A 19,662-nucleotide genomic window follows, 5' to 3' on the forward strand; every position below is an offset into this window, starting at 1 on the left:
ATTAACCCCGCAATATTGTTGATAAAATACAGTAGAGTATCTTATTGATATTTATTCATAAAATTTACTTATAAAACGCTATAACGATCGCTTGTACTTTTTGTGACAGTTGATTGGCAACGATTTTTTTTATTTATTCACAGCGAATGCGACAAACTGATGGCAACGGTTTTAGCCGCTCATGCATCGCGCGGTAATCCTTTCTCTACTGCACGGATGAGTCGTTTTTTCTGTGTGGATTGGACGTCAATTTCCAATAATGCGCGGCGTGCTAGCTGCTGCTGAATCGCCCAGTGGATATGTTCATCCAACAATTCACTTTCACCCAGACGGGTTTGCAGTGCCAGCACGATACTATCCTGATAGGGGGCATTTCCCAGTGCGACGGCAATATTGCGTAGCCAGCGGAGATGTCCGATACGCCGGATCGGCGATCCTTCCGTAATTCGTAGAAATTTCTCTTCATTCCAACCGAATAGCGTCAGCAGTTCCGGCGTGTGCAGCGCGGCACGTGGGCTGAAATCAGTCTCGTCGGTGAGTTGTGAAAAGCGATTCCATGGGCAAATGAGCTGACAGTCGTCGCAGCCATAGATGCGATTACCCATCAGTGGACGGAATTCTTCAGGTATCGGGCCTTCCAACTCAATGGTTAGATAGGAAATGCAGCGGCGAGCATCAACGGTGTAAGGGGCAACAATCGCGCCAGTTGGGCAGGTGGTCATACAGGCGACACAGCGACCGCACTGCTCTTCCTGTGGCCGATCGACGGGTAGAGGCAGATCGATCAGCAATTCACCGAGAAAGAACCAGGAGCCCGCTTCTCTGTTTAAAATTAGTGAGTGTTTACCAACCCAGCCAAGCCCGGCTTTCGCGGCCAAAGGGCGCTCCATAATAGGAGCGGAATCGACGAATGGGCGAAAATTCAATTCACCACAGTATTCCTGAATCTGATCGCCAAGCTTCTTTAAACGCTGGCGTAACAGCTTGTGGTAATCACGGCCTAGTGCATAACGGCTGACGTAGCCGAGTTCTGGATTCTTTAAGGTACTCGCGAATGCCGCTTTGGCGGGCAGGTAATTCATCCGTACGCTGATGACGCGGAGTGTGCCGGGTAGTAGTTCATGTGGACGTGCTCGCAGCATGCCATGGCGTGCCATCCAGTCCATCTCTCCGTGATATTGCTTATCCAGCCAGGCCTGAAGCCGAGGCTCTTCTGCAGACAGATCGGTGTCGCAAATGCCGACCTGCTGGAATCCCAATGCCTGTCCCCATTGTTTGATGTGTTGCACTAATTCGTTGAGATCGTAGGGGTATGACATGAGGAACCGTAAAAATAAACAAGACGTACTGATGTTACCATACTCGCGTTGCAGAACCGATGTTTGCGGAGAAGGGGGAATGCTGGCGGTCGTTTCGGTTGCTTGCTAATTTTAAGTCATTGTAATGAAAACGAAGAGCAAATGATGATGAGCCACGATCGGAAACGAGAGGATAAGTTGCCCGATTCGGTATTTTACGCCGAATGGGTACGCCGTGAAGAAGCCAGAGCGGCCAGCGAATCAGGGCTTTCATTATGGCAGTTGATGCAGCGTGCGGGAGACGCGGCATTTCAAGTGGCTCGCCAATGCTATCCCTCTGCCCGTCGCTGGCGAGTGCTGGCTGGGCACGGCAATAACGGTGGCGATGGATATGTGGTCGCCAGTTTGGCGCTGGCTGCGGGTATTGAGGTAGATGTTGTCGCTTGTGCTAGCGATAAACCGTCGCCTGATGACGCCCGTCTTGCTCGGCAGCGCTGGCTGGAGCAGGGTGGGCGTATTGAAGAGGTAAGTGCACAGTATGATGTTAATACGCCGTGGCCAGATGGGATCGATCTCATTGTGGATGCTTTACTGGGGACCGGACTTTCCGCCGCACCGCGTGCACCCTATGCCGCGTTAATTACACAGGCTAATGCCTATCCCGCCCCCATTATCTCGCTCGATATTCCCTCTGGATTGCATGCTGAAACTGGCGTTTGTGCTGGTGCTGCGATCTGTGCGGCACAGACGGTGACGTTTATCGCTCTGAAGCCGGGGTTACTGACTGGCCGCGCGCGTGAGCAGGTAGGATCATTGCATTATCACTCGCTAGGGTTGCAGACGTGGCTGGGTGATCAAACTGCGCCGATCCGGCGGCTGACTGCGGCACAGCTTCCCGAATGGTTGACGCCTCGTCCCGCCGGACAACATAAAGGGGATAACGGCAGGCTGTTGGTGGTCGGCGGTAACGCGGGCTTAGGCGGTGCGGTACTGATGGCTGCCGATGCCGCATTACACAGCGGTGCTGGCTTAGTGCGAGTACTTACTCACAAACAGTATCAATCGGTGTTTTTAACGGCTCGACCTGAACTGATGGTGCAAGAATTGACGACAGATACGCTGCGACAGGGGTTGGAATGGGCCGATGTCGTGGTGATTGGACCCGGTTTAGGGCAGGATGAATGGGGTAAAACTGCCCTGCGTTTGACAGAAAATTGTAACAAACCCATGTTATGGGACGCGGATGCACTTAACCTACTGGCAATCAATCCGCATAAGCGGCAGAATCGCGTGCTGACACCTCATCCTGGTGAGGCGGCACGTTTACTGAATTGCCGCGTATCTGATATTGAAAGTGATCGCTTACTTGCGGCCACAAAGCTGGTAAAGCGCTATGGCGGCGTTGTCGTATTAAAAGGTGCGGGAACGGTGATTGCCAACCAGCAAGAAGAGGTTGCTATTGCTGATGTGGGAAATCCCGGCATGGCGACGGGCGGAATGGGGGATGTGCTGTCGGGTATTGTCGGCGGTTTGCTGGCGCAAAAGCTCTCACTGTATGATGCGGCTTGTGCAGGGTGCGTCGTACACGGCGCGGCGGCCGACTGGCTGGCGGCACGACGCGGTACCCGGGGTATGCTGGCAACCGATTTACTGCCCGTGCTGTTCCGATATGTGAATCCTGATCGGGTGTTTTTTTAGCGCCGATGTTTTTAGAACTTATGTTTTTAGAACAATAGAATGAAAAAAATAGTCTTACTTCTGCCTGATGAGGCAGCAACCATTTCATTAGGCACGGCGCTGGCGAAAGTCTGTGGCGGTGCTTGTGTGATCCATCTTTATGGCGATCTCGGCGCGGGGAAAACGACGTTTAGTCGCGGTTTCCTACAGGCGCGCGGTCACCAAGGCAATGTCAAAAGTCCTACCTATACGTTGGTGGAACCTTATGCGTTGTCTCCATTGGCTGTTTACCACTTTGATCTCTATCGACTGGCCGACCCGGAAGAGTTGGAATTTATGGGGATTCGCGATTACCTGACGCAGGATGCTATTTGCCTGATTGAGTGGCCGCAGCAAGGTGCTGGCGTGCTACCCGACGCGGATATCGAGCTGCATTTGCGCTATCAGGATGAGGGCCGACAGGCTGAACTGTCCGCTGTCTCTGCTACGGGAGACGCGATGTTACAACGTTTTTCTCTTCAGCCAGGAACAACAGAATCATGATGAGTCGTATGGCTAAGCTGTTCATCGGCGTATGGCTATTGCTTGCGGGATCGGCGTGGGCCGCCAATCTGTCGGATATCAAGGTAGATAACGCGTCAGGCCAAGCCACAGTGCGATTAAGCTTTAGCGGCCAACCGATTTATGCCTTTTTCCCGCTCAGCAACCCTGCCAGAGTGGTGATTGATATTCGTCAGAGCGGCGTCATTCAGGGGCTGCCGTTGGATTTCAGCGGGCAAAATCTGATTAAGCGCGTGCGAACCAGTAATGCACAGGATGCACAAAGCCTGCGTTTGGTGCTGGATTTAACGCAGGCGGCCAAAACGCGAGTGGTTACGCAAAAGGAAGGTTCGGGTTACGTTGTCGTTTTTACCATCACGGGTGACAAAGCGAAAACGGTACAAGCCACAACCCCCCCTGTTTCACGCCAGCAAAATCGTGTGCCAGCAGAGCCCGCAAAGAATCCGTTTACCAACAAGCCTACCGTTGTCGTGAGCGGTGGTTCGCCATCGCCATCGCCAGCCCGGCAGGGGAATGAACGCGTTGTTGTAGCGATTGATGCCGGTCACGGTGGGCAAGATCCTGGCGCGATTGGCACGAACGGGCTGCGGGAGAAAAATGTCACCATTTCTATTGCCCGTAAGTTACAAGCTTTGCTGAATAACGATCCCGCTTTTAAAGGCGTATTAACGCGCGACGGCGACTACTTTATCTCCGTCATGGGACGTTCGGACGTAGCGCGTAAGCAGGGCGCGAACCTGTTAGTGTCGATCCATGCTGATGCTGCGCCGAACCGCAATGCGAAAGGTGCCTCGGTCTGGGTACTATCCAACCGCCGTGCGAATAGTGAAATGGCTAACTGGCTGGAACAGCACGAGAAACAGTCTGAATTATTGGGCGGTGCGGGCGATTTGCTGGCGAACAGCGGTGCCGATCCTTATCTCAGTCAGGCGGTGCTGGATCTGCAATTTGGCCACTCCCAGCGCGTTGGGTATGACGTGGCAACCAAGGTGCTGCGTGAGCTCCAGCGTGTCGGTGGTTTGCATAAACGGCGGCCAGAGCATGCCAGCCTGGGTGTGTTGCGCTCGCCGGATATTCCTTCTCTGCTGGTGGAAACCGGGTTTATCACTAATCTCTCGGAAGAGCGGCTGTTAGGGAACAACGACTATCAGGAAAAAATCGCCAATGCGATTTATCAGGGGCTGAGAAGTTACTTCCAGACGCATCCGATGCAATCCCTCCCAAAGCAGGAAAGCCGCCCACTACAGTCGGCGGCAAGTGATACAACAACGTCGAGTGATAATGTCAGTACGGCAAAAGCGAGTGCGGGCAGCACGCGTCATACCGTTGCGCGTGGCGAAACCCTTTCTTCGATTGCCCGGCGTTATGGTGTCAGCCTCGCGGCTATGCGTGACGTGAATAAGCTGAATAAGGATATCGTCTGGGTTGGGCAGCGCCTGAACATTCCGGCTACCGGGACGAAACAAACGACGTCAACGCCAGCGCCCAAAAAAGCAGCGCCGGTGAAGCATAAGGTCGTAAAGGGTGATAGCCTGAGTGCAATCGCTGCCCGTTACGGTGTCAGTATGAAAGATATTCAACAGGCAAATAATCTGCGTTCCGGTTCGGTACAACTGGGGCAAACGCTGATTATACCGTCCGCCTGATTCTTCATGCTGACGATGTCGATAGATTGAGGATAGTAAGAGGGATACGCCATGCCGATTCAGGTGTTGCCACCGCAGTTGGCTAACCAGATTGCCGCCGGAGAAGTGGTTGAACGTCCGGCCTCGGTCGTGAAGGAACTGGTGGAAAACAGTCTGGATGCAGGGGCGACTCGGATTGATATCGACATTGAACGCGGCGGTGCGAAGCTAATTCGTATCCGTGACAATGGCTCAGGCATCGGAAAGGATGAGTTAACGTTAGCGCTTGCGCGCCACGCGACCAGTAAAATCGCGACGCTCGACGATCTGGAAGCGATTGTCAGCATGGGGTTTCGCGGCGAAGCGCTGGCGAGTATCAGCTCCGTCTCTCGTCTAACCCTGACATCACGCACCGCTGAACAGTCTGAGGCCTGGCAGGCCTATGCCGAAGGGCGCGATATGGCGGTCACGGTTAAACCTGCTGCCCATCCTGTAGGCACTACGCTTGAAGTGCTGGATCTGTTTTATAACACGCCTGCCCGCCGTAAATTTATGCGCACCGAGAAAACCGAATTCACCCATATTGATGAGGTGGTGCGCCGCATCGCACTGGCGCGTTTTGATGTCGCCATTACGCTGCATCATAACGGTAAGCTGATGCGGCAGTATCGTGCTGCACCGGATAAAAGCCAGTATGAGCGCCGTTTGGGTAGCATCTGCGGTGCGACGTTCCTGCAACATGCGTTGGCGGTATCATGGCAGCATGGCGATCTCACTATTCATGGCTGGGTTGCCGATCCGGTTGGGGCTAAACAGCTGCCTGACATGCAGTATTGCTACGTGAACCAGCGCATGATGCGCGATCGACTCATCAATCACGCCATCCGACAGGCTTATCAAGACCAGCTTAGCGACGATCAGCAGCCCGCTTATGTGCTGTATCTGGAGATCGACCCACATCAGGTTGATGTCAACGTACATCCTGCCAAGCATGAGGTGCGGTTCCATCAGGCACGTCTGGTGCATGACTTTATCTATCAGGCCGTGATGTCCGTTCTACAGCAGGCTTCTGCGCCGGGGCTTGGTATGACAGAGCCGGAAACCGGGAAGCCTGTACAGTGGCAGCAAGAGAACCGTCCCGCCGCAGGTGAAAACCACTTTGCCCAACCGTCGCGTACTGAAAAATCTCCAGCGGCGGGGGGGGAAATGCCGCGTAGTGGCCAGGCACGAGAAACTGCCTATTCTGGCTATCAACCGGAGAATCCGTATCAGAAAAAGCAGGGCGAGTTGTATAAGGCGCTGCTGCAACCGACAGACAGCCTACCGTCGTCTGACGCGTTGCCGAATATTGCCGTGTCGGAAAATACCGTAGCTCCCCCTGCGATATTGCATGATTCCCCATTGGCGCGAACCGCAGCAGACACCACAGCCAACAATAATAGGCAACGTGCGCTAGTTGAGTCCCCGCTGGAAAGCCAATCGAGCGGTTTTGGCCGCGTGCTGACGGTATATCCGCCGTGCTATGCGCTGTTGGAGTACCATAAAGGATTGGCGATGCTGTCGCTTTCCGTCGCTGAGCGCTATCTGAAAGTCGTGCAATTAACGCCGTCTGAAGAGGGGCTGCGGGCACAGCCGTTACTGATTCCGCAGCGGCTGACGTTAAGTAAATCCGAACTGAACGTGTTGTCTACCCATCATGCTTTGCTGACGCATTTTGGTATTGATGTATTGGTTGAGTCACAGCGTGCCACGCTGCGCGCTGTACCTTTACCATTGCGCCAACAAAATTTACAAAACTTGATCTCTGAACTGATAGGCTATCTGGCCGACAATCAGACGGTTGAGTCACAGCAGGTGGAATCAGGCGCGTTAGCATCGTGGATGGCAACGCGATTGCAGAGCGAGCAGGATAACTGGAGCCATTCTCAGGCTATACAATTACTGGCGGATGTCGAACGGCTTTGTCCGCAACTGGCGAAAGCGCCGCCGTCTGAACTTTTATTTATGATGGACATCCAGGATGCCATCAAGGCGTTAAAGCATGAGTGATGTAGAAAAAACGTCGTTGCCGCCTGCCATCTTTATTATGGGGCCGACGGCGTCAGGAAAAACGGCATTGGCAATGGCGTTACGAGAATATTTGCCGATAGAGTTGATTAGCGTAGATTCCGCCCTCATCTATAAAGGTATGGATATCGGGACGGCGAAGCCAAGCGCGGAAGAACTGGCGCAGGCACCGCATCGGTTAATTGATATTCTCGATCCGGCTGAATCCTATTCTGCGGCTGATTTTCGCCGCGATGCGCTCCGCGAGATGGCGGAGATTACCGCCGCCGGGCGCATTCCTCTGCTGGTCGGGGGGACGATGCTGTATTTCAAGACGCTGCTGGAGGGGCTTTCTCCTCTACCGTCAGCCGATGCTGCCGTGCGCCAGCGTATTGAAGAGCAGGCAAAAGAAATCGGTTGGGAAGCGATGCATCGGCAGCTTAGTGAGATCGACCCGGTAGCGGCAATTCGGATTCATCCAAATGATCCGCAGAGACTCTCGCGAGCACTGGAAGTTTTTTTCGTTTCAGGTAACACTTTAACTGAGCTGACAAAAACGTCTGGCGATGCACTGCCCTATCAGGTTCATCAGTTTGCTATCGCCCCGGCGACGCGTGAATTGTTGCATCAGCGGATTGAACAGCGTTTTCATCAGATGTTGGCAGCGGGTTTTGAGAAAGAAGCCCGGATATTGTTTGCCCGGCAGGACCTTCATACGAATATGCCCTCTATTCGTTGCGTCGGTTACCGCCAGATGTGGTCATATTTATCCGGTGAAATTGATTACGATGAAATGGTTTATCGGGGAGTTTGTGCGACGCGTCAGTTAGCGAAACGGCAAATGACCTGGCTGCGCGGTTGGGATGATGTTTGCTGGTTGGACAGCGAAAAACCGACGGAAGCACTGGACAAGGTAATAGAGGTTGTTAGTGCATAGGTTGGGTGATTGTGTACAATCGATGAGTCTCAGCGTGCAAGTTTTTTTACACCGTTATTTTAGAGCCATAGGGTTCTTTGTTACAAACAACATACAAATAAGGAAAATATAGAATGGCTAAGGGGCAATCTTTGCAAGATCCGTTCTTGAACGCTTTGCGTCGTGAACGTGTTCCGGTTTCGATTTATTTGGTGAACGGTATTAAGCTGCAAGGTCAGATCGAATCTTTCGATCAGTTCGTGATTTTGTTGAAAAACACGGTCAGTCAGATGGTTTATAAACATGCCATCTCTACAGTTGTTCCTTCTCGCCCAGTGTCTCACCATAGCAACAATCCAGGCGGCGGTAGCAACTATCACGGTAGTAACACGACTGCGCAGCAACAGTCGCAGGATGCTGATGACGCTGAATAAGGCGTATTGTCAATTCACCACGGCGCAGGAGAGCTGGACGCATCGCTCGGCTCCTTCGCTGTGGTGTTTTTTGCTCGTTTGAGAGGTTACTCGCTTGTTTGACCGTTATGAATCAGGTGAACGGGCCATATTAGTTCATATTTTTTTCTCGCAAGATAGAGATACGGACGATCTGCTAGAGTTTGAATCTCTGGTTTCTTCTGCCGGTATTGAATCGTTGCAGGTGGTTACTGGTAGTCGTAAGGCACCTCACCCCAAGTATTTTGTCGGGGAGGGCAAAGCCGAAGAAATTGCTCAAGTAGTGAAAGAAACTGGCGCGTTTGTCGTGCTGTTTGATCACGCGCTAACGCCTGCTCAGGAACGTAATCTGGAGCGTTTGTGTGAGTGCCGGGTGATCGATCGTACCGGACTGATTTTAGATATTTTTGCCCAGCGTGCGCGTACTCACGAGGGGAAATTACAGGTAGAACTGGCACAGCTGCGTCACCTTGCGACCCGACTGGTTCGCGGTTGGACGCACCTTGAGCGCCAGAAAGGCGGTATCGGTTTACGTGGCCCAGGCGAAACCCAGCTTGAAACGGATCGCCGTTTATTGCGTAATCGTATCTCTCAGATACTGTCGCGTCTCGAACGGGTAGAAAAACAGCGTGAGCAAGGGCGTCGGTCGCGGGTTCGTGCCGATGTTCCCACTGTTTCGCTGGTGGGCTATACCAACGCCGGTAAATCCACGCTGTTTAACAAGATTACATCGGCGGGTGTTTATGCTGCCGATCAGTTATTTGCCACACTGGACCCAACATTACGCCGCATTGAGGTGGATGATGTCGGTGATACAGTGCTGGCGGATACCGTAGGTTTTATCCGGCAGTTACCCCACGATTTGGTGGCTGCGTTTAAGGCTACATTACAGGAAACACGTCAAGCCTCATTGCTGTTGCACGTTGTTGATGCCGCCGATCCTCGTCTTGACGAGAACATCGAGGCGGTTCATGACGTACTGGCGGAAATTGAGGCGGATGAAATACCTGCGCTGTTGGTAATGAACAAGATTGATATGCTGGATGATTTCGTTCCGCGTATCGATCGCAACGAAGAGAATCTACCGGTACGGGTCTGGCTTTCAGCACAGACTGGCGACGGTATTCCGTTGTTATTTCAGGCATTGACTGAGCGGCTTTCCGGGGAAATCGCGCAACATACGTTGCATCTTCCCCCGCAGGCAGGACGCTTGCGTAGTCGTTTTTACCAGCTTCAGGCAATAGAAAAAGAATGGATTGAAGAGGATGGGCAAATTGGTTTGGTTATTCGTATGCCGATTGCCGACTGGCACCGCCTCTGCAAAAAAGAGCAGGAACTGATGGACTATATTGTCTGATTTGACTGGTAGATACAGTCTGTACAGCGAAATAGTCTGACGGACTCTGGGATATTGAACCTGAAGAACACCTATCATAAAGAATGGAGCTAAAACATGGCGTGGAATCAGCCCGGTAATAACGGACAAGACCGCGACCCGTGGGGGAGCAGCAGCAATAATGGCGGCAACTCTGGCGGAAATAATAATAAAGGTGGCCGAGATCAGGGGCCTCCGGATCTGGACGACATCTTCCGTAAGTTGAGTAAAAAACTCAGCGATCTGGGTGGCGGGAAAGGTTCAGGCTCGAACAACAGCGGAAATTCTGGCGGCCCAGCACTGGGTGGCCGGATCGTCGGTATCGCTGCCGTCGCCGCAGTTGTCATCTGGGCTGCTACGGGCTTCTATACCATTAAAGAAGCGGAACGCGGTGTCGTGACGCGCTTTGGTAAGTTCAGCCATTTGGTGGGTCCGGGTCTTAACTGGAAACCAACCTTTATCGACTCTGTTCGCGCGGTGAACGTTGAGTCGGTACGCGAACTGGCGACGTCGGGTGTGATGTTGACATCGGATGAAAACGTGGTGCGCGTTGAAATGAACGTACAGTATCGTGTCACACAGCCTGAACAATATCTGTTCAGCGTAACCAATGCGGATGACAGTCTGCGTCAGGCGACTGACAGCGCGCTGCGCGGCGTTATTGGTAAGTACACGATGGATAAAATTTTGACGGAAGGCCGTACCATTGTGCGTACGGATACCCAGCGTGTACTGGAAGAAACTGTTCGTCCGTACAACATGGGGATCACGCTGCTGGACGTCAACTTCCAGACCGCTCGTCCACCGGAAGAAGTGAAGGCCGCGTTTGATGATGCCATTGCCGCGCGTGAAAACGAGCAGCAATACATTCGTGAAGCAGAAGCGTACGCGAATGAAGTGCAACCGCGTGCCAACGGTCAGGCTCAGCGTATTCTGGAAGAGTCTCGCGCTTATAAAACCCGTACCGTTCTGGAAGCTCAAGGTGAAGTTGCCCGCTTTGCCCGAGTATTACCGGAATATAAAGCGGCACCGGAAATTACCCGCGAGCGTTTGTATATTGAAACGATGGAGCGCGTACTCAGCCATACCCGTAAAGTTCTGGTCAATGACAAAGGAAGTAACCTGATGGTGCTACCGTTGGATCAGATGTTGCGTGGACAAGGCAGTGAAAATACGCAAAGCAACAGCGGTGCTAACCCACTGCGTTTGCCTAGTAACAGCAGCAGTGCGGCGAATAGCAACCCAACGCGCAGCAGTAACAATGGAAATATCATGGATCAGCGCAAAGCAAATGCGCAGCGTGATGACTTCACTCGAGTAGGGAGAGAATAATCGATGCGTAAGCCCTTACTATTTATCCTGATCCTGGTACTGATGGTGGTCTATGCGTCACTGTTTGTGGTGCAGGAAGGCCAGCGCGGCATTGTAATGCGTTTTGGTAAAGTATTGCGTGATGACGAAAACAAGCCGCTGATTTATGCACCGGGATTGCAGTTCAAAGTTCCGTTTATCGACTCAGTGAAAATGTTGGATGCGCGTATTCAGACGATGGAAAATCAGGCTGACCGCTTCATCACTAAAGAGCAGAAAGACCTGATTGTCGATTCGTATCTGAAATGGCGTATCAGCGATTTCAGCCGCTACTATCTGGCTACGGGCGGTGGTGACATCTCTCAGGCTGAAGTGCTGCTGAAACGTAAATTCAGTGACCGTTTGCGTTCTGAGATTGGTCGTCTGGATGTAAAAGGCATTGTTACCGACTCTCGTGGTCAACTGATGTCGGACGTGCGCGAAGCACTGAATACCGGTACGGGGGAAACCACCGAGGCCGATAATGCGATTGCTTCGGCTGCTGCGCGTGTTGAGAAAGAGACAACAAGCAACGAGCCTCACATCAACCCTAACAGCATGGCTGCGCTGGGTATTGAGGTTATCGATGTGCGGATTAAGCAAATCAACCTGCCAACTGAAGTGTCTGACGCCATTTATCAACGTATGCGTGCAGAGCGTGAAGCGGTAGCGCGTCGCCACCGTTCACAAGGTCAGGAAGAGGCTGAAAAGCTGAAAGCAACGGCAGACTATGAAGTGACCCGTACGCTGGCTGAAGCCGAACGCCAAGGGCGTATCACCCGTGGTGAAGGGGATGCCGAAGCGGCGAAATTGTTTGCGAATGCATTCAGTGAAGATCCTGACTTCTACTCTTTCGTTCGTAGTCTGCGTGCGTATGAAAGTAGCTTTAGTAATAATCAGGACGTGATGGTTCTCAGCCCGGATAGTGACTTCTTCCGCTACATGAAGTCACCGGAAAGCAGCATAGCACCGCGCCGCTGATCGCCATTAACTGACGTCGTTATCAAGCCCGGGTTATTCTCCGGGCTTTTTTTTGTCGTTTTCTGGCAGAGATCATTAACAGGGTTTAGTCCCGTTTGTGCTTGGTGTGGGAAAAGAGGTGGTTATGAATTCAACGATTTGGCTGGCGCTTGGGTTGGTTTTGGTACTTGAAGGGCTGGGGCCGCTGCTGTTTCCTCGTCTCTGGCGGCGGATGATTTTGGGTATGGCACAGTTGCCGGATAATATTTTACGCCGTTTTGGCGGCGGAATAGTCGTCGCAGGGTGCGTGATCTACTACATGTTGCGTAGCCGGATGGGTGGCTAAAATTAAGTGGAAAAATGTGCGCAATCGTGTGCTAAAAGTACTGAAAGCATCCAAATGAGATGGTAGAATCCTTTTTTAAGCAACCTGGTGATTCTTGAAATGGGTAAGAACGTCGTCGTACTGGGCACCCAATGGGGTGACGAAGGTAAAGGCAAGGTCGTTGACCTGCTGACTGAACGGGCTAAATATGTTGTGCGCTATCAGGGTGGTCACAACGCTGGCCATACGCTGGTTATCAACGGTGAAAAAACCGTCCTTCATTTAATTCCTTCTGGCATTCTGCGTGAAAATGTTGTCAGCATCATCGGTAACGGTGTCGTGCTAGCGCCTGACGCATTGATGAAAGAAATGACGGAGCTTGAAGCGCGTGGCGTCCCGGTACGCGAACGTCTGCTGCTTTCTGAAGCCTGTCCGTTAATCTTGCCTTATCACGTCGCACTGGATAACGCGCGTGAAAAAGCGCGTGGTGCAAAAGCGATTGGTACGACGGGTCGTGGTATCGGCCCAGCGTATGAAGATAAAGTTGCACGCCGCGGCCTGCGCGTTGGCGATCTGTTTGATAAAGAAACGTTTGCCGTCAAACTGAAAGAAATCATCGAATACCATAACTTCCAACTGGTTAACTACTACAAAGTTGATGCTGTCGACTACCAGAAAGTTCTGGACGATGTGTTGGCGATCGCTGACATCCTGACCGCTATGGTTGTTGATGTGTCCGATCTGCTGCATAAAGCGCACCTGCGTGGCGATTTCGTCATGTTTGAAGGCGCACAGGGTACGCTGCTGGATATCGATCACGGTACATACCCGTATGTGACCTCCTCAAATACCACTGCGGGCGGCGTCGCGACTGGCTCTGGCCTGGGTCCACGTTATGTGGATTACGTTCTGGGCATCGTTAAAGCTTACTCTACCCGCGTGGGTGCTGGTCCCTTCCCGACAGAATTGTTTGAGGAAGTTGGCGAGCATCTGTCTCAGAAAGGTAATGAGTTTGGTGCGACGACAGGTCGTCGCCGTCGTACTGGCTGGCTGGATGCCGTGGCCGTGCGTCGTGCGGTACAGATCAACTCGCTGTCAGGTTTCTGCCTGACCAAGCTGGATGTTCTGGACGGTCTGAAAGAGATTAAGATCTGCGTAGGCTACCGTTTGCCGAATGGCACCGAAGTGGATACCACTCCGCTGGCTGCTGAGGGCTGGGAAGGTCTTGAGCCGATTTACGAAACTGTGCCGGGTTGGTCTGAAAGCACATTTGGCGTGAAAGATCACAGCAAGCTGCCGCAGGCTGCGCTGAACTACATCAAACGTATCGAAGAAGTTACGGGTGTGCCGATTGATATTATTTCTACCGGCCCAGATCGCAGCGAAACAATGGTATTGCGCGACCCGTTTGATGCTTGATTGCGCCACGCTTAATGGGTGAGGCAATTATGAAAAAGGACGGGATTCCCGTCCTTTTTGCTATCTATCGTTTTAACCGCCGCGATGTGAACAACGACGGCTTCTGGCTCGTTATTCCTGAGCGTCTTCCGCCTTCTGCGCTTTCTTCTTCAGGCTATCCAGTAGTTTATTGTGGATGTTACTGAACCCGCCGTTGCTCATGACCAGAATGTGATCGCCTGGCTGTGCGGTCTTGACGATGTTTTCTACCAACGTATCAATATCCGCGCTCCAGTGTGCGGGCTGTATGCAGGCTTCCGCGACTTCTACGACCTGCCACGGAATATGCGTCGGTTGGAAGAGGAAAACTTCATCGGCGCGGGCTAATGACGGGGCGAGTTCGTTTTTGCACATCCCCAATTTCATGGTATTCGAACGGGGTTCCAGTACGGCCAAAATACGGGCTGTACCGCCCACCTTGCTGCGTAATGCCGACAGCGTAGCCAGAATAGCAGTAGGGTGGTGTGCAAAATCGTCATACACTGCGACGCCATGTTCCGTGCCGCGTAATTCAAGACGACGGCGTGCGTTGATAAAACCACCGAGTGCGCGGCAGGCATCTGCGGGCAAGACGCCAACGTGGTGCGCAGCCGCGATGGCCATCAACCCGTTATGCATGTTGTGTTCACCCACCAATTTCCAGTGAACTTCGCCGACAAGTTCGTTGTTCAGGTAAACCTGATATTGGCTGGCATCAATAGCCACTTTCTGTGCGCGCCAAACGCCTTCTTCGCCTACCAACTCCTGCTCACTCCAGCACCCCATTGCCATTACCTGTTTGAGGTTAAGATCGTTGGTTGGAGAGATGATTTTCCCGCTGCCCGGCACCAGACGAACAAGGTGGTGGAACTGTTTCTGAATGGCTTTCAGATCGTCAAAGATATCGGCGTGATCGAACTCAAGGTTGTTGAGCACTAGCGTTCTTGGGCAGTAATGGACGAACTTGGAGCGTTTGTCGAAGAATGCGCAGTCATATTCGTCAGCTTCAAGCACCATGAACGGGCTGTCACCCAACCGTGCGGAAACAGTGAAGTTGCCGGGAACGCCACCGATCACAAAGCCAGGCTGGTAGCCACAGTCTTCCAGAATCCAGGTGACCATTCCCGCCGTAGTGGTTTTACCATGCGTTCCCGCAACGGCAATCACCCAGCGATCGCGCAGCACATAATCATGCAGCCACTGTGGACCGGAAACATAAGGTAACCCCTGTTCTAGCACGGCCTCGACGCACGGGTTACCGCGAGACATGGCATTGCCGATGATGACCAGGTCGGGGGCGGGAGTCAGTTGTGCCGGATCGTATCCCTGAATCAGTGTGATTCCCTGCTCTTCCAGTAAGGTACTCATGGGGGGATAAACATTCGCATCTGAGCCCGTGACGTCATGCCCCAAAGAGCGGGCGAGTAGGGCAAGGCCACCCATAAAGGTGCCGCAGATACCTAAAATATGAATACGCATACATTTTCCATCTTCGCAGTGAGTCTGCGTCATATTCTAACGCTATGAATCCGCCATAAGAAATGGATTTGACTAGGTACTCACTTTCTCTTTGGGCTACACTGCATGCGCAAACGTTGGCGGTGCAGAAATGAAACCGCTTTTCATCCGTAGATTCTGGAATAGTGTTATGAAAACGTTAGGCGAATTTATCGTCGAAAAACAGCACGATTTCTCTCACGCCACAGGTGAGCTTACCGCGCTGCTGTCTGCTATTAAACTGGGTGCCAAGATTATTCACCGTGATATCAATAAAGCAGGTCTGGTTGATATCCTGGGGGCCAGCGGCGTTTCTAATGTTCAGGGCGAAGTGCAGATGAAGCTCGATCTGTATGCCAATGAAAAACTGAAAGCGGCATTAAAGGCGCGTGGTGAAGTGGCAGGTATTGCCTCTGAAGAAGAAGACGAGATCGTTATCTTTGAAGGCGATAAGGCGGAAAACGCTAAGTATGTTGTTCTGATGGACCCGCTGGACGGCTCGTCGAATATCGATGTGAACGTCTCTGTCGGTACGATTTTCTCTATTTACCGCCGTATTACCCCGCTGGGAACCTCCGTCACGGAAGCGGACTTCTTGCAGCCGGGTAGCCAGCAGGTTGCTGCGGGCTATATCGTTTACGGTTCTTCTACCATGCTGGTGTACACCACGGGCCATGGCGTTCATGCTTTTACCTACGATCCGTCGCTTGGCGTATTCTGTCTCTCGCATGAAAAAGTTTGCTTCCCGGAAAAAGGGAATATGTATTCCATCAACGAAGGGAACTACATCAAGTTTCCTGTCGGTGTGAAGAAATACATCAAATACTGTCAGGAGCAGGATGAAGAGACACAGCGTCCTTATACGTCGCGTTATATCGGCTCACTGGTCGCAGATTTCCATCGTAACCTGCTGAAAGGCGGAATTTACCTGTATCCAAGCACGGCGAGCTACCCGAAAGGCAAACTGCGTTTGCTGTACGAATGCAACCCGATGGCGTTTCTGGCTGAACAGGCGGGCGGTAAGGCTAGCGATGGTAAAAACCGTATTCTGGATATCACGCCAGAGAAGTTACATCAGCGCTCACCGTTCTTCGTAGGGACAGAATCCATGGTTGATGACGTTGAACGTTTCATCCGTGAGTTCCCCGATGCCTAATTAATGTTGTCTCGTGTCGGCGGGTAATCTGCCAATGCGGGATGACTGCTTATGGCGTGCTATCCAGTACGCCATCTTTGTACGTCATTGCAGCGATCTTAAAAAATACTCACCGCTTTCTCTAAAACTGAGCTTCGAACCAGCTTTCCAGAATAATCACCGCAGAAGCCGCATCTACGCTCCCTTTATCCAGCGCTTTAAAGCCACCGCGTTCAAAGAGATCGGCGCGTGCTTCCACTGTACTCAAACGTTCATCGTGTAGCTCAATCGCGACGCCGAAACGGCCATGCAGTCGGTTAGCGAACTTTCGCGCCCGTGCCGTCAGCGGCTGTTCGGTGCCATCCATGTTGAGTGGTAGGCCGACGACGACCAAATCGGGCTGCCATTCTGATAACAGCTTCTCCACTTTTTGCCAGTCGGGGATGCCTTCCTGCGCTTTGAACGATGTGAGGGCGCGCGCTGTACCGGTAATCTCCTGACCAATGGCGACGCCGATGCTTTTTGTCCCAAAATCAAAGGCAAGAATGGTTCTGCTGGTCATCAAGCGTGTCCTGCTTCAGTAGAGATATTATGGATATCGATACCCAGTTTTCTGGCTGCTGCCCGCCAGCGCTCGGCAATCGGTGTGTGGAACAGAATGTCTTTGTCGGCTGGCGTTGTCAGCCAGGCATTATCCAACAGTTCTTCTTCCAACTGTCCGTTATCCCAGGCGGCATAGCCTAAGGCGACTAGCGTATTTTTCGGCTGCTTGGGTGTGCCTAACGTTTCCAGTACGTCTTTTGAGGTGGTGATCATGGTGTCCTCAGAAATACTGATGCTGGAACCGAAGCCGGAGCAGGGGGTATGTAGAATAAAACCACGATCTTCTGCCAGCGGGCCCCCCATAAATACGGGTTTATCTAACCGGATGGCAGGATCGCGTGGCGTTGGGTCTATTTTTAGCTTTTTCAGCACATTTTCCACGGAAAACTGATCCATCGGTTTGTTGATGATCAGCCCCATGGCTCCGTCTTCATTATGTTCGCAGATATAGACCACCGAACGTTTAAATACAGAGTCCTGTAGTGCTGGCATAGCAATGAGGAAGTGATGCTGTAAATTCATTGTATATTTTTATCGATATCCGTCAGCGTTGGAGAAACGGCCCGTGTTGCGCGGGCCGGATAGCGTATTTGGTATTAACGGGTACGTGCAGCCAGACGTTTTTCAATGGCGTCCATTAGCATGCCGGTGATGGACACGTCTGGGTAGGCCGCTTCGATTTCACGCACACAGGTCGGGCTGGTGACGTTAATTTCTGTCAGACGGTCACCGATGATGTCCAGACCGACGAAAATCAGGCCTTTGGCTTTTAACGTCGGTGCGACGTCACGGGCGATTTTCCAGTCGCTTTCGGTTAGCGGGCGTGCTTCGCCACGACCACCGGCAGCCAGATTGCCGCGTGTCTCACCGCTTTTGGGAATACGTGCGAGGCAGTAAGGAACGGGTTCGCCATCGACCACCAGCACGCGCTTGTCACCGTCTTTAATCGCAGGCAGGTAGTTTTGCGCCATGCAGTAGCGGCTGGCGTGTTCGGTCAGGGTTTCGATGATGACGGAGACGTTAGCATCATCCTGCTTCAAACGAAAAATAGACGCGCCGCCCATGCCGTCTAGCGGTTTGAGAATAACGTCACCGTGTTTTTCATGGAACTGACGCAGTTTGTCTGCACGACGCGTGACGAGCGTATCGGGTGTCAGATGTGGGAACCAGGCGGTGAAGAGCTTTTCATTGCAATCGCGCAGGCTTTGCGGCTTGTTGACGATTAGCGTGCCTTTCTCTTCCGCACGTTCCAGAATATAGGTGGCGTAGATGAACTCCGTATCGAACGGTGGATCTTTACGCATCAGCACCACATCCAACTCTTCCAGCGCAATATCCTGCTCGCCGGAGAAATCGTACCAGCCGTCGTAGTCGTACTGGACGCTCAGGCGACGCGTTGTTGCACGCGCAACCCCTGCGTGCATATAGAGATCGTTCATCTCCATATAGTGTAATTCCCAACCACGGCGCTGTGCTTCCAGCAGCATGGCAAAGCTGGTGTCTTTCTTGATATTGATGGTGTCAATCGGGTCCATCACGATACCGAGTTTGATCATTCTTTTCTCCTTTACCCCAAATCGCCGAAACGTACCTGTAAGGCGGTCATGGCGGTGAGTGCAGTGGTTTCTGTGCGCAAGACGCGTGGCCCCAACAGGATATCAGTGAATCCGTGTTCTGAGGTCATGGTAATTTCACTGGCGGTGAGTCCGCCTTCCGGGCCGATCAGCAACCTAACCCGATCTACCGGCAGCGGTAGCGTATTGATACTCTGTGTAGCGCGTGGGTGCAGATTCAATTTCAGCGCGTTGTCTTGCTCCGCACACCAGGCTTCCAGCGTCATCGCTGGCCGAACCAGCGGCACACAGTTGCGGCCAGATTGTTCACAGGCAGCAACCGCGATTTTTTGCCACTGGCTAATTTTCTTCTCCATACGTTCTGCATCCAGTTTTACCCCACAGCGTTCAGACAGCAGCGGCGTAATAACATTGACGCCCAGCTCGATGGATTTCTGAATGGTAAATTCCATCTTCTCGCCGCGCGACATCACCTGTCCCAGATGCAAATGCAGGGGAGACTCTTTATCTTCCAACTTACCTGCTGTGAAGCTAACGCGCACACTCTTTTTTCCAGCCGCGATAATTTCTGCATCAAAGACATGATTGCTGCCATCAAATAGCTGCAATGACTGGCCCGTATTCATGCGTAACACGCGACCAACATGGTTGGCGGCATCGTCGCTTAGTTCGACTTCACCACCGTTAAGGGGGAGCGTCTCTGGGTGGAAAATGCGTGGTACTCGCATACTGAATTAAGACCTTTGAATGAAAATTAACCGGCGCAGAAACGCCAGAAATAGGTAAAACCACCGTCATTTGACGGTGGTTACGCTGGAAACTGATTCGCTA

At 52.3% G+C, this 19,662-nt stretch carries 18 protein-coding genes; 12 read left to right on the forward strand and 6 right to left on the reverse strand.

The features are described 5' to 3' along the window. Positions 1-179: 179 nt before the first annotated feature. Positions 180-1,319 carry a tRNA epoxyqueuosine(34) reductase QueG gene (queG, locus tag A6301_RS09000; protein WP_234257611.1) on the reverse strand — a complete coding sequence of 380 codons (1,140 nt, stop codon included), beginning with the start codon at positions 1,317-1,319 and terminating at the stop codon, positions 180-182. 144 nt (positions 1,320-1,463) lie between these two features. Here queG and nnr point away from each other — a divergent pair, with 144 nt between their 5' ends. From nnr to A6301_RS09055, 11 genes are all read left to right on the forward strand, one after another. Further along, positions 1,464-2,996, forward strand: coding sequence for a bifunctional ADP-dependent NAD(P)H-hydrate dehydratase/NAD(P)H-hydrate epimerase (gene nnr / locus A6301_RS09005; protein WP_234257619.1), 1,533 nt, complete (start codon positions 1,464-1,466; stop codon positions 2,994-2,996). Positions 2,997-3,035: 39 nt separating this feature from the next. Further along, positions 3,036-3,518 carry a tRNA (adenosine(37)-N6)-threonylcarbamoyltransferase complex ATPase subunit type 1 TsaE gene (gene tsaE, locus A6301_RS09010; RefSeq protein ID WP_234257613.1) on the forward strand — a complete coding sequence of 161 codons (483 nt, stop codon included), beginning with the start codon at positions 3,036-3,038 and terminating at the stop codon, positions 3,516-3,518. Continuing rightward, positions 3,515-5,182 (forward strand): N-acetylmuramoyl-L-alanine amidase AmiB, encoded by a 1,668-nt coding sequence (gene amiB / locus A6301_RS09015; protein WP_234257614.1) that lies wholly within the window; start codon positions 3,515-3,517, stop codon positions 5,180-5,182. Before tsaE ends, amiB begins: the two co-directional genes overlap by 4 nt. A gap of 51 nt (positions 5,183-5,233) precedes the next feature. Next, entirely contained in the window at positions 5,234-7,210 is a 1,977-nt protein-coding gene (gene mutL, locus A6301_RS09020; RefSeq protein ID WP_234257616.1) for a DNA mismatch repair endonuclease MutL, read from the forward strand. Beyond that, positions 7,203-8,144: a tRNA (adenosine(37)-N6)-dimethylallyltransferase MiaA gene (gene miaA, locus A6301_RS09025; protein WP_234257617.1), complete on the forward strand. Its 942-nt coding sequence runs from the start codon at positions 7,203-7,205 to the stop codon at positions 8,142-8,144. Before mutL ends, miaA begins: the two co-directional genes overlap by 8 nt. Before the next feature lie 113 nt (positions 8,145-8,257). Next, positions 8,258-8,557, forward strand: coding sequence for an RNA chaperone Hfq (gene hfq, locus A6301_RS09030; protein WP_107170085.1), 300 nt, complete (start codon positions 8,258-8,260; stop codon positions 8,555-8,557). 94 nt (positions 8,558-8,651) lie between these two features. Next, entirely contained in the window at positions 8,652-9,932 is a 1,281-nt protein-coding gene (hflX, locus tag A6301_RS09035; RefSeq protein ID WP_107170086.1) for a ribosome rescue GTPase HflX, read from the forward strand. A gap of 96 nt (positions 9,933-10,028) precedes the next feature. After that, on the forward strand, positions 10,029-11,282 hold the full coding sequence (gene hflK / locus A6301_RS09040; protein ID WP_107170087.1) for an FtsH protease activity modulator HflK: 1,254 nt from the start codon (positions 10,029-10,031) through the stop codon (positions 11,280-11,282). A gap of 3 nt (positions 11,283-11,285) precedes the next feature. After that, entirely contained in the window at positions 11,286-12,281 is a 996-nt protein-coding gene (gene hflC, locus A6301_RS09045; RefSeq protein WP_107170088.1) for a protease modulator HflC, read from the forward strand. Between the two features lie 124 nt (positions 12,282-12,405). Next, positions 12,406-12,606, forward strand: a complete 201-nt coding sequence (locus A6301_RS09050) for a DUF2065 domain-containing protein (protein WP_048262534.1) — start codon at positions 12,406-12,408, stop codon at positions 12,604-12,606. 99 nt (positions 12,607-12,705) lie between these two features. After that, positions 12,706-14,004 (forward strand): adenylosuccinate synthase, encoded by a 1,299-nt coding sequence (locus A6301_RS09055; RefSeq protein ID WP_005973072.1) that lies wholly within the window; start codon positions 12,706-12,708, stop codon positions 14,002-14,004. Between the two features lie 111 nt (positions 14,005-14,115). Here the strand turns inward: A6301_RS09055 and mpl are convergent, their stop codons facing one another. After that, a complete protein-coding gene (mpl, locus tag A6301_RS09060) occupies positions 14,116-15,501 on the reverse strand; it encodes a UDP-N-acetylmuramate:L-alanyl-gamma-D-glutamyl-meso-diaminopimelate ligase (RefSeq protein WP_205540320.1) in 1,386 nt (461 codons plus the stop codon). 169 nt (positions 15,502-15,670) lie between these two features. Here mpl and fbp point away from each other — a divergent pair, with 169 nt between their 5' ends. Beyond that, complete coding sequence (gene fbp, locus A6301_RS09065; RefSeq protein ID WP_107170090.1) at positions 15,671-16,675, forward strand: class 1 fructose-bisphosphatase; 1,005 nt, start codon at positions 15,671-15,673, stop codon at positions 16,673-16,675. A 121-nt stretch (positions 16,676-16,796) separates the two neighbouring features. Here the strand turns inward: fbp and ruvX are convergent, their stop codons facing one another. The 4 genes from ruvX to rsmE all read right to left on the reverse strand — a co-directional run bounded on the left by ruvX (position 16,797) and on the right by rsmE (position 19,559). After that, positions 16,797-17,216 (reverse strand): Holliday junction resolvase RuvX, encoded by a 420-nt coding sequence (ruvX, locus tag A6301_RS09070; RefSeq protein ID WP_107170091.1) that lies wholly within the window; start codon positions 17,214-17,216, stop codon positions 16,797-16,799. Then, positions 17,216-17,779 carry a YqgE/AlgH family protein gene (locus A6301_RS09075; protein ID WP_107170092.1) on the reverse strand — a complete coding sequence of 188 codons (564 nt, stop codon included), beginning with the start codon at positions 17,777-17,779 and terminating at the stop codon, positions 17,216-17,218. Before A6301_RS09075 ends, ruvX begins: the two co-directional genes overlap by 1 nt. 74 nt (positions 17,780-17,853) lie before the next feature. Next, on the reverse strand, positions 17,854-18,813 hold the full coding sequence (gene gshB / locus A6301_RS09080; RefSeq protein ID WP_014701549.1) for a glutathione synthase: 960 nt from the start codon (positions 18,811-18,813) through the stop codon (positions 17,854-17,856). 11 nt (positions 18,814-18,824) lie between these two features. Then, a complete protein-coding gene (gene rsmE / locus A6301_RS09085) occupies positions 18,825-19,559 on the reverse strand; it encodes a 16S rRNA (uracil(1498)-N(3))-methyltransferase (RefSeq protein ID WP_205540319.1) in 735 nt (244 codons plus the stop codon). Positions 19,560-19,662: the final 103 nt, after the last annotated feature.

The sequence above is a fragment of the Pectobacterium sp. IFB5596 genome (assembly GCF_021432585.1).
Lineage (GTDB): Bacteria > Pseudomonadota > Gammaproteobacteria > Enterobacterales > Enterobacteriaceae > Pectobacterium > Pectobacterium punjabense.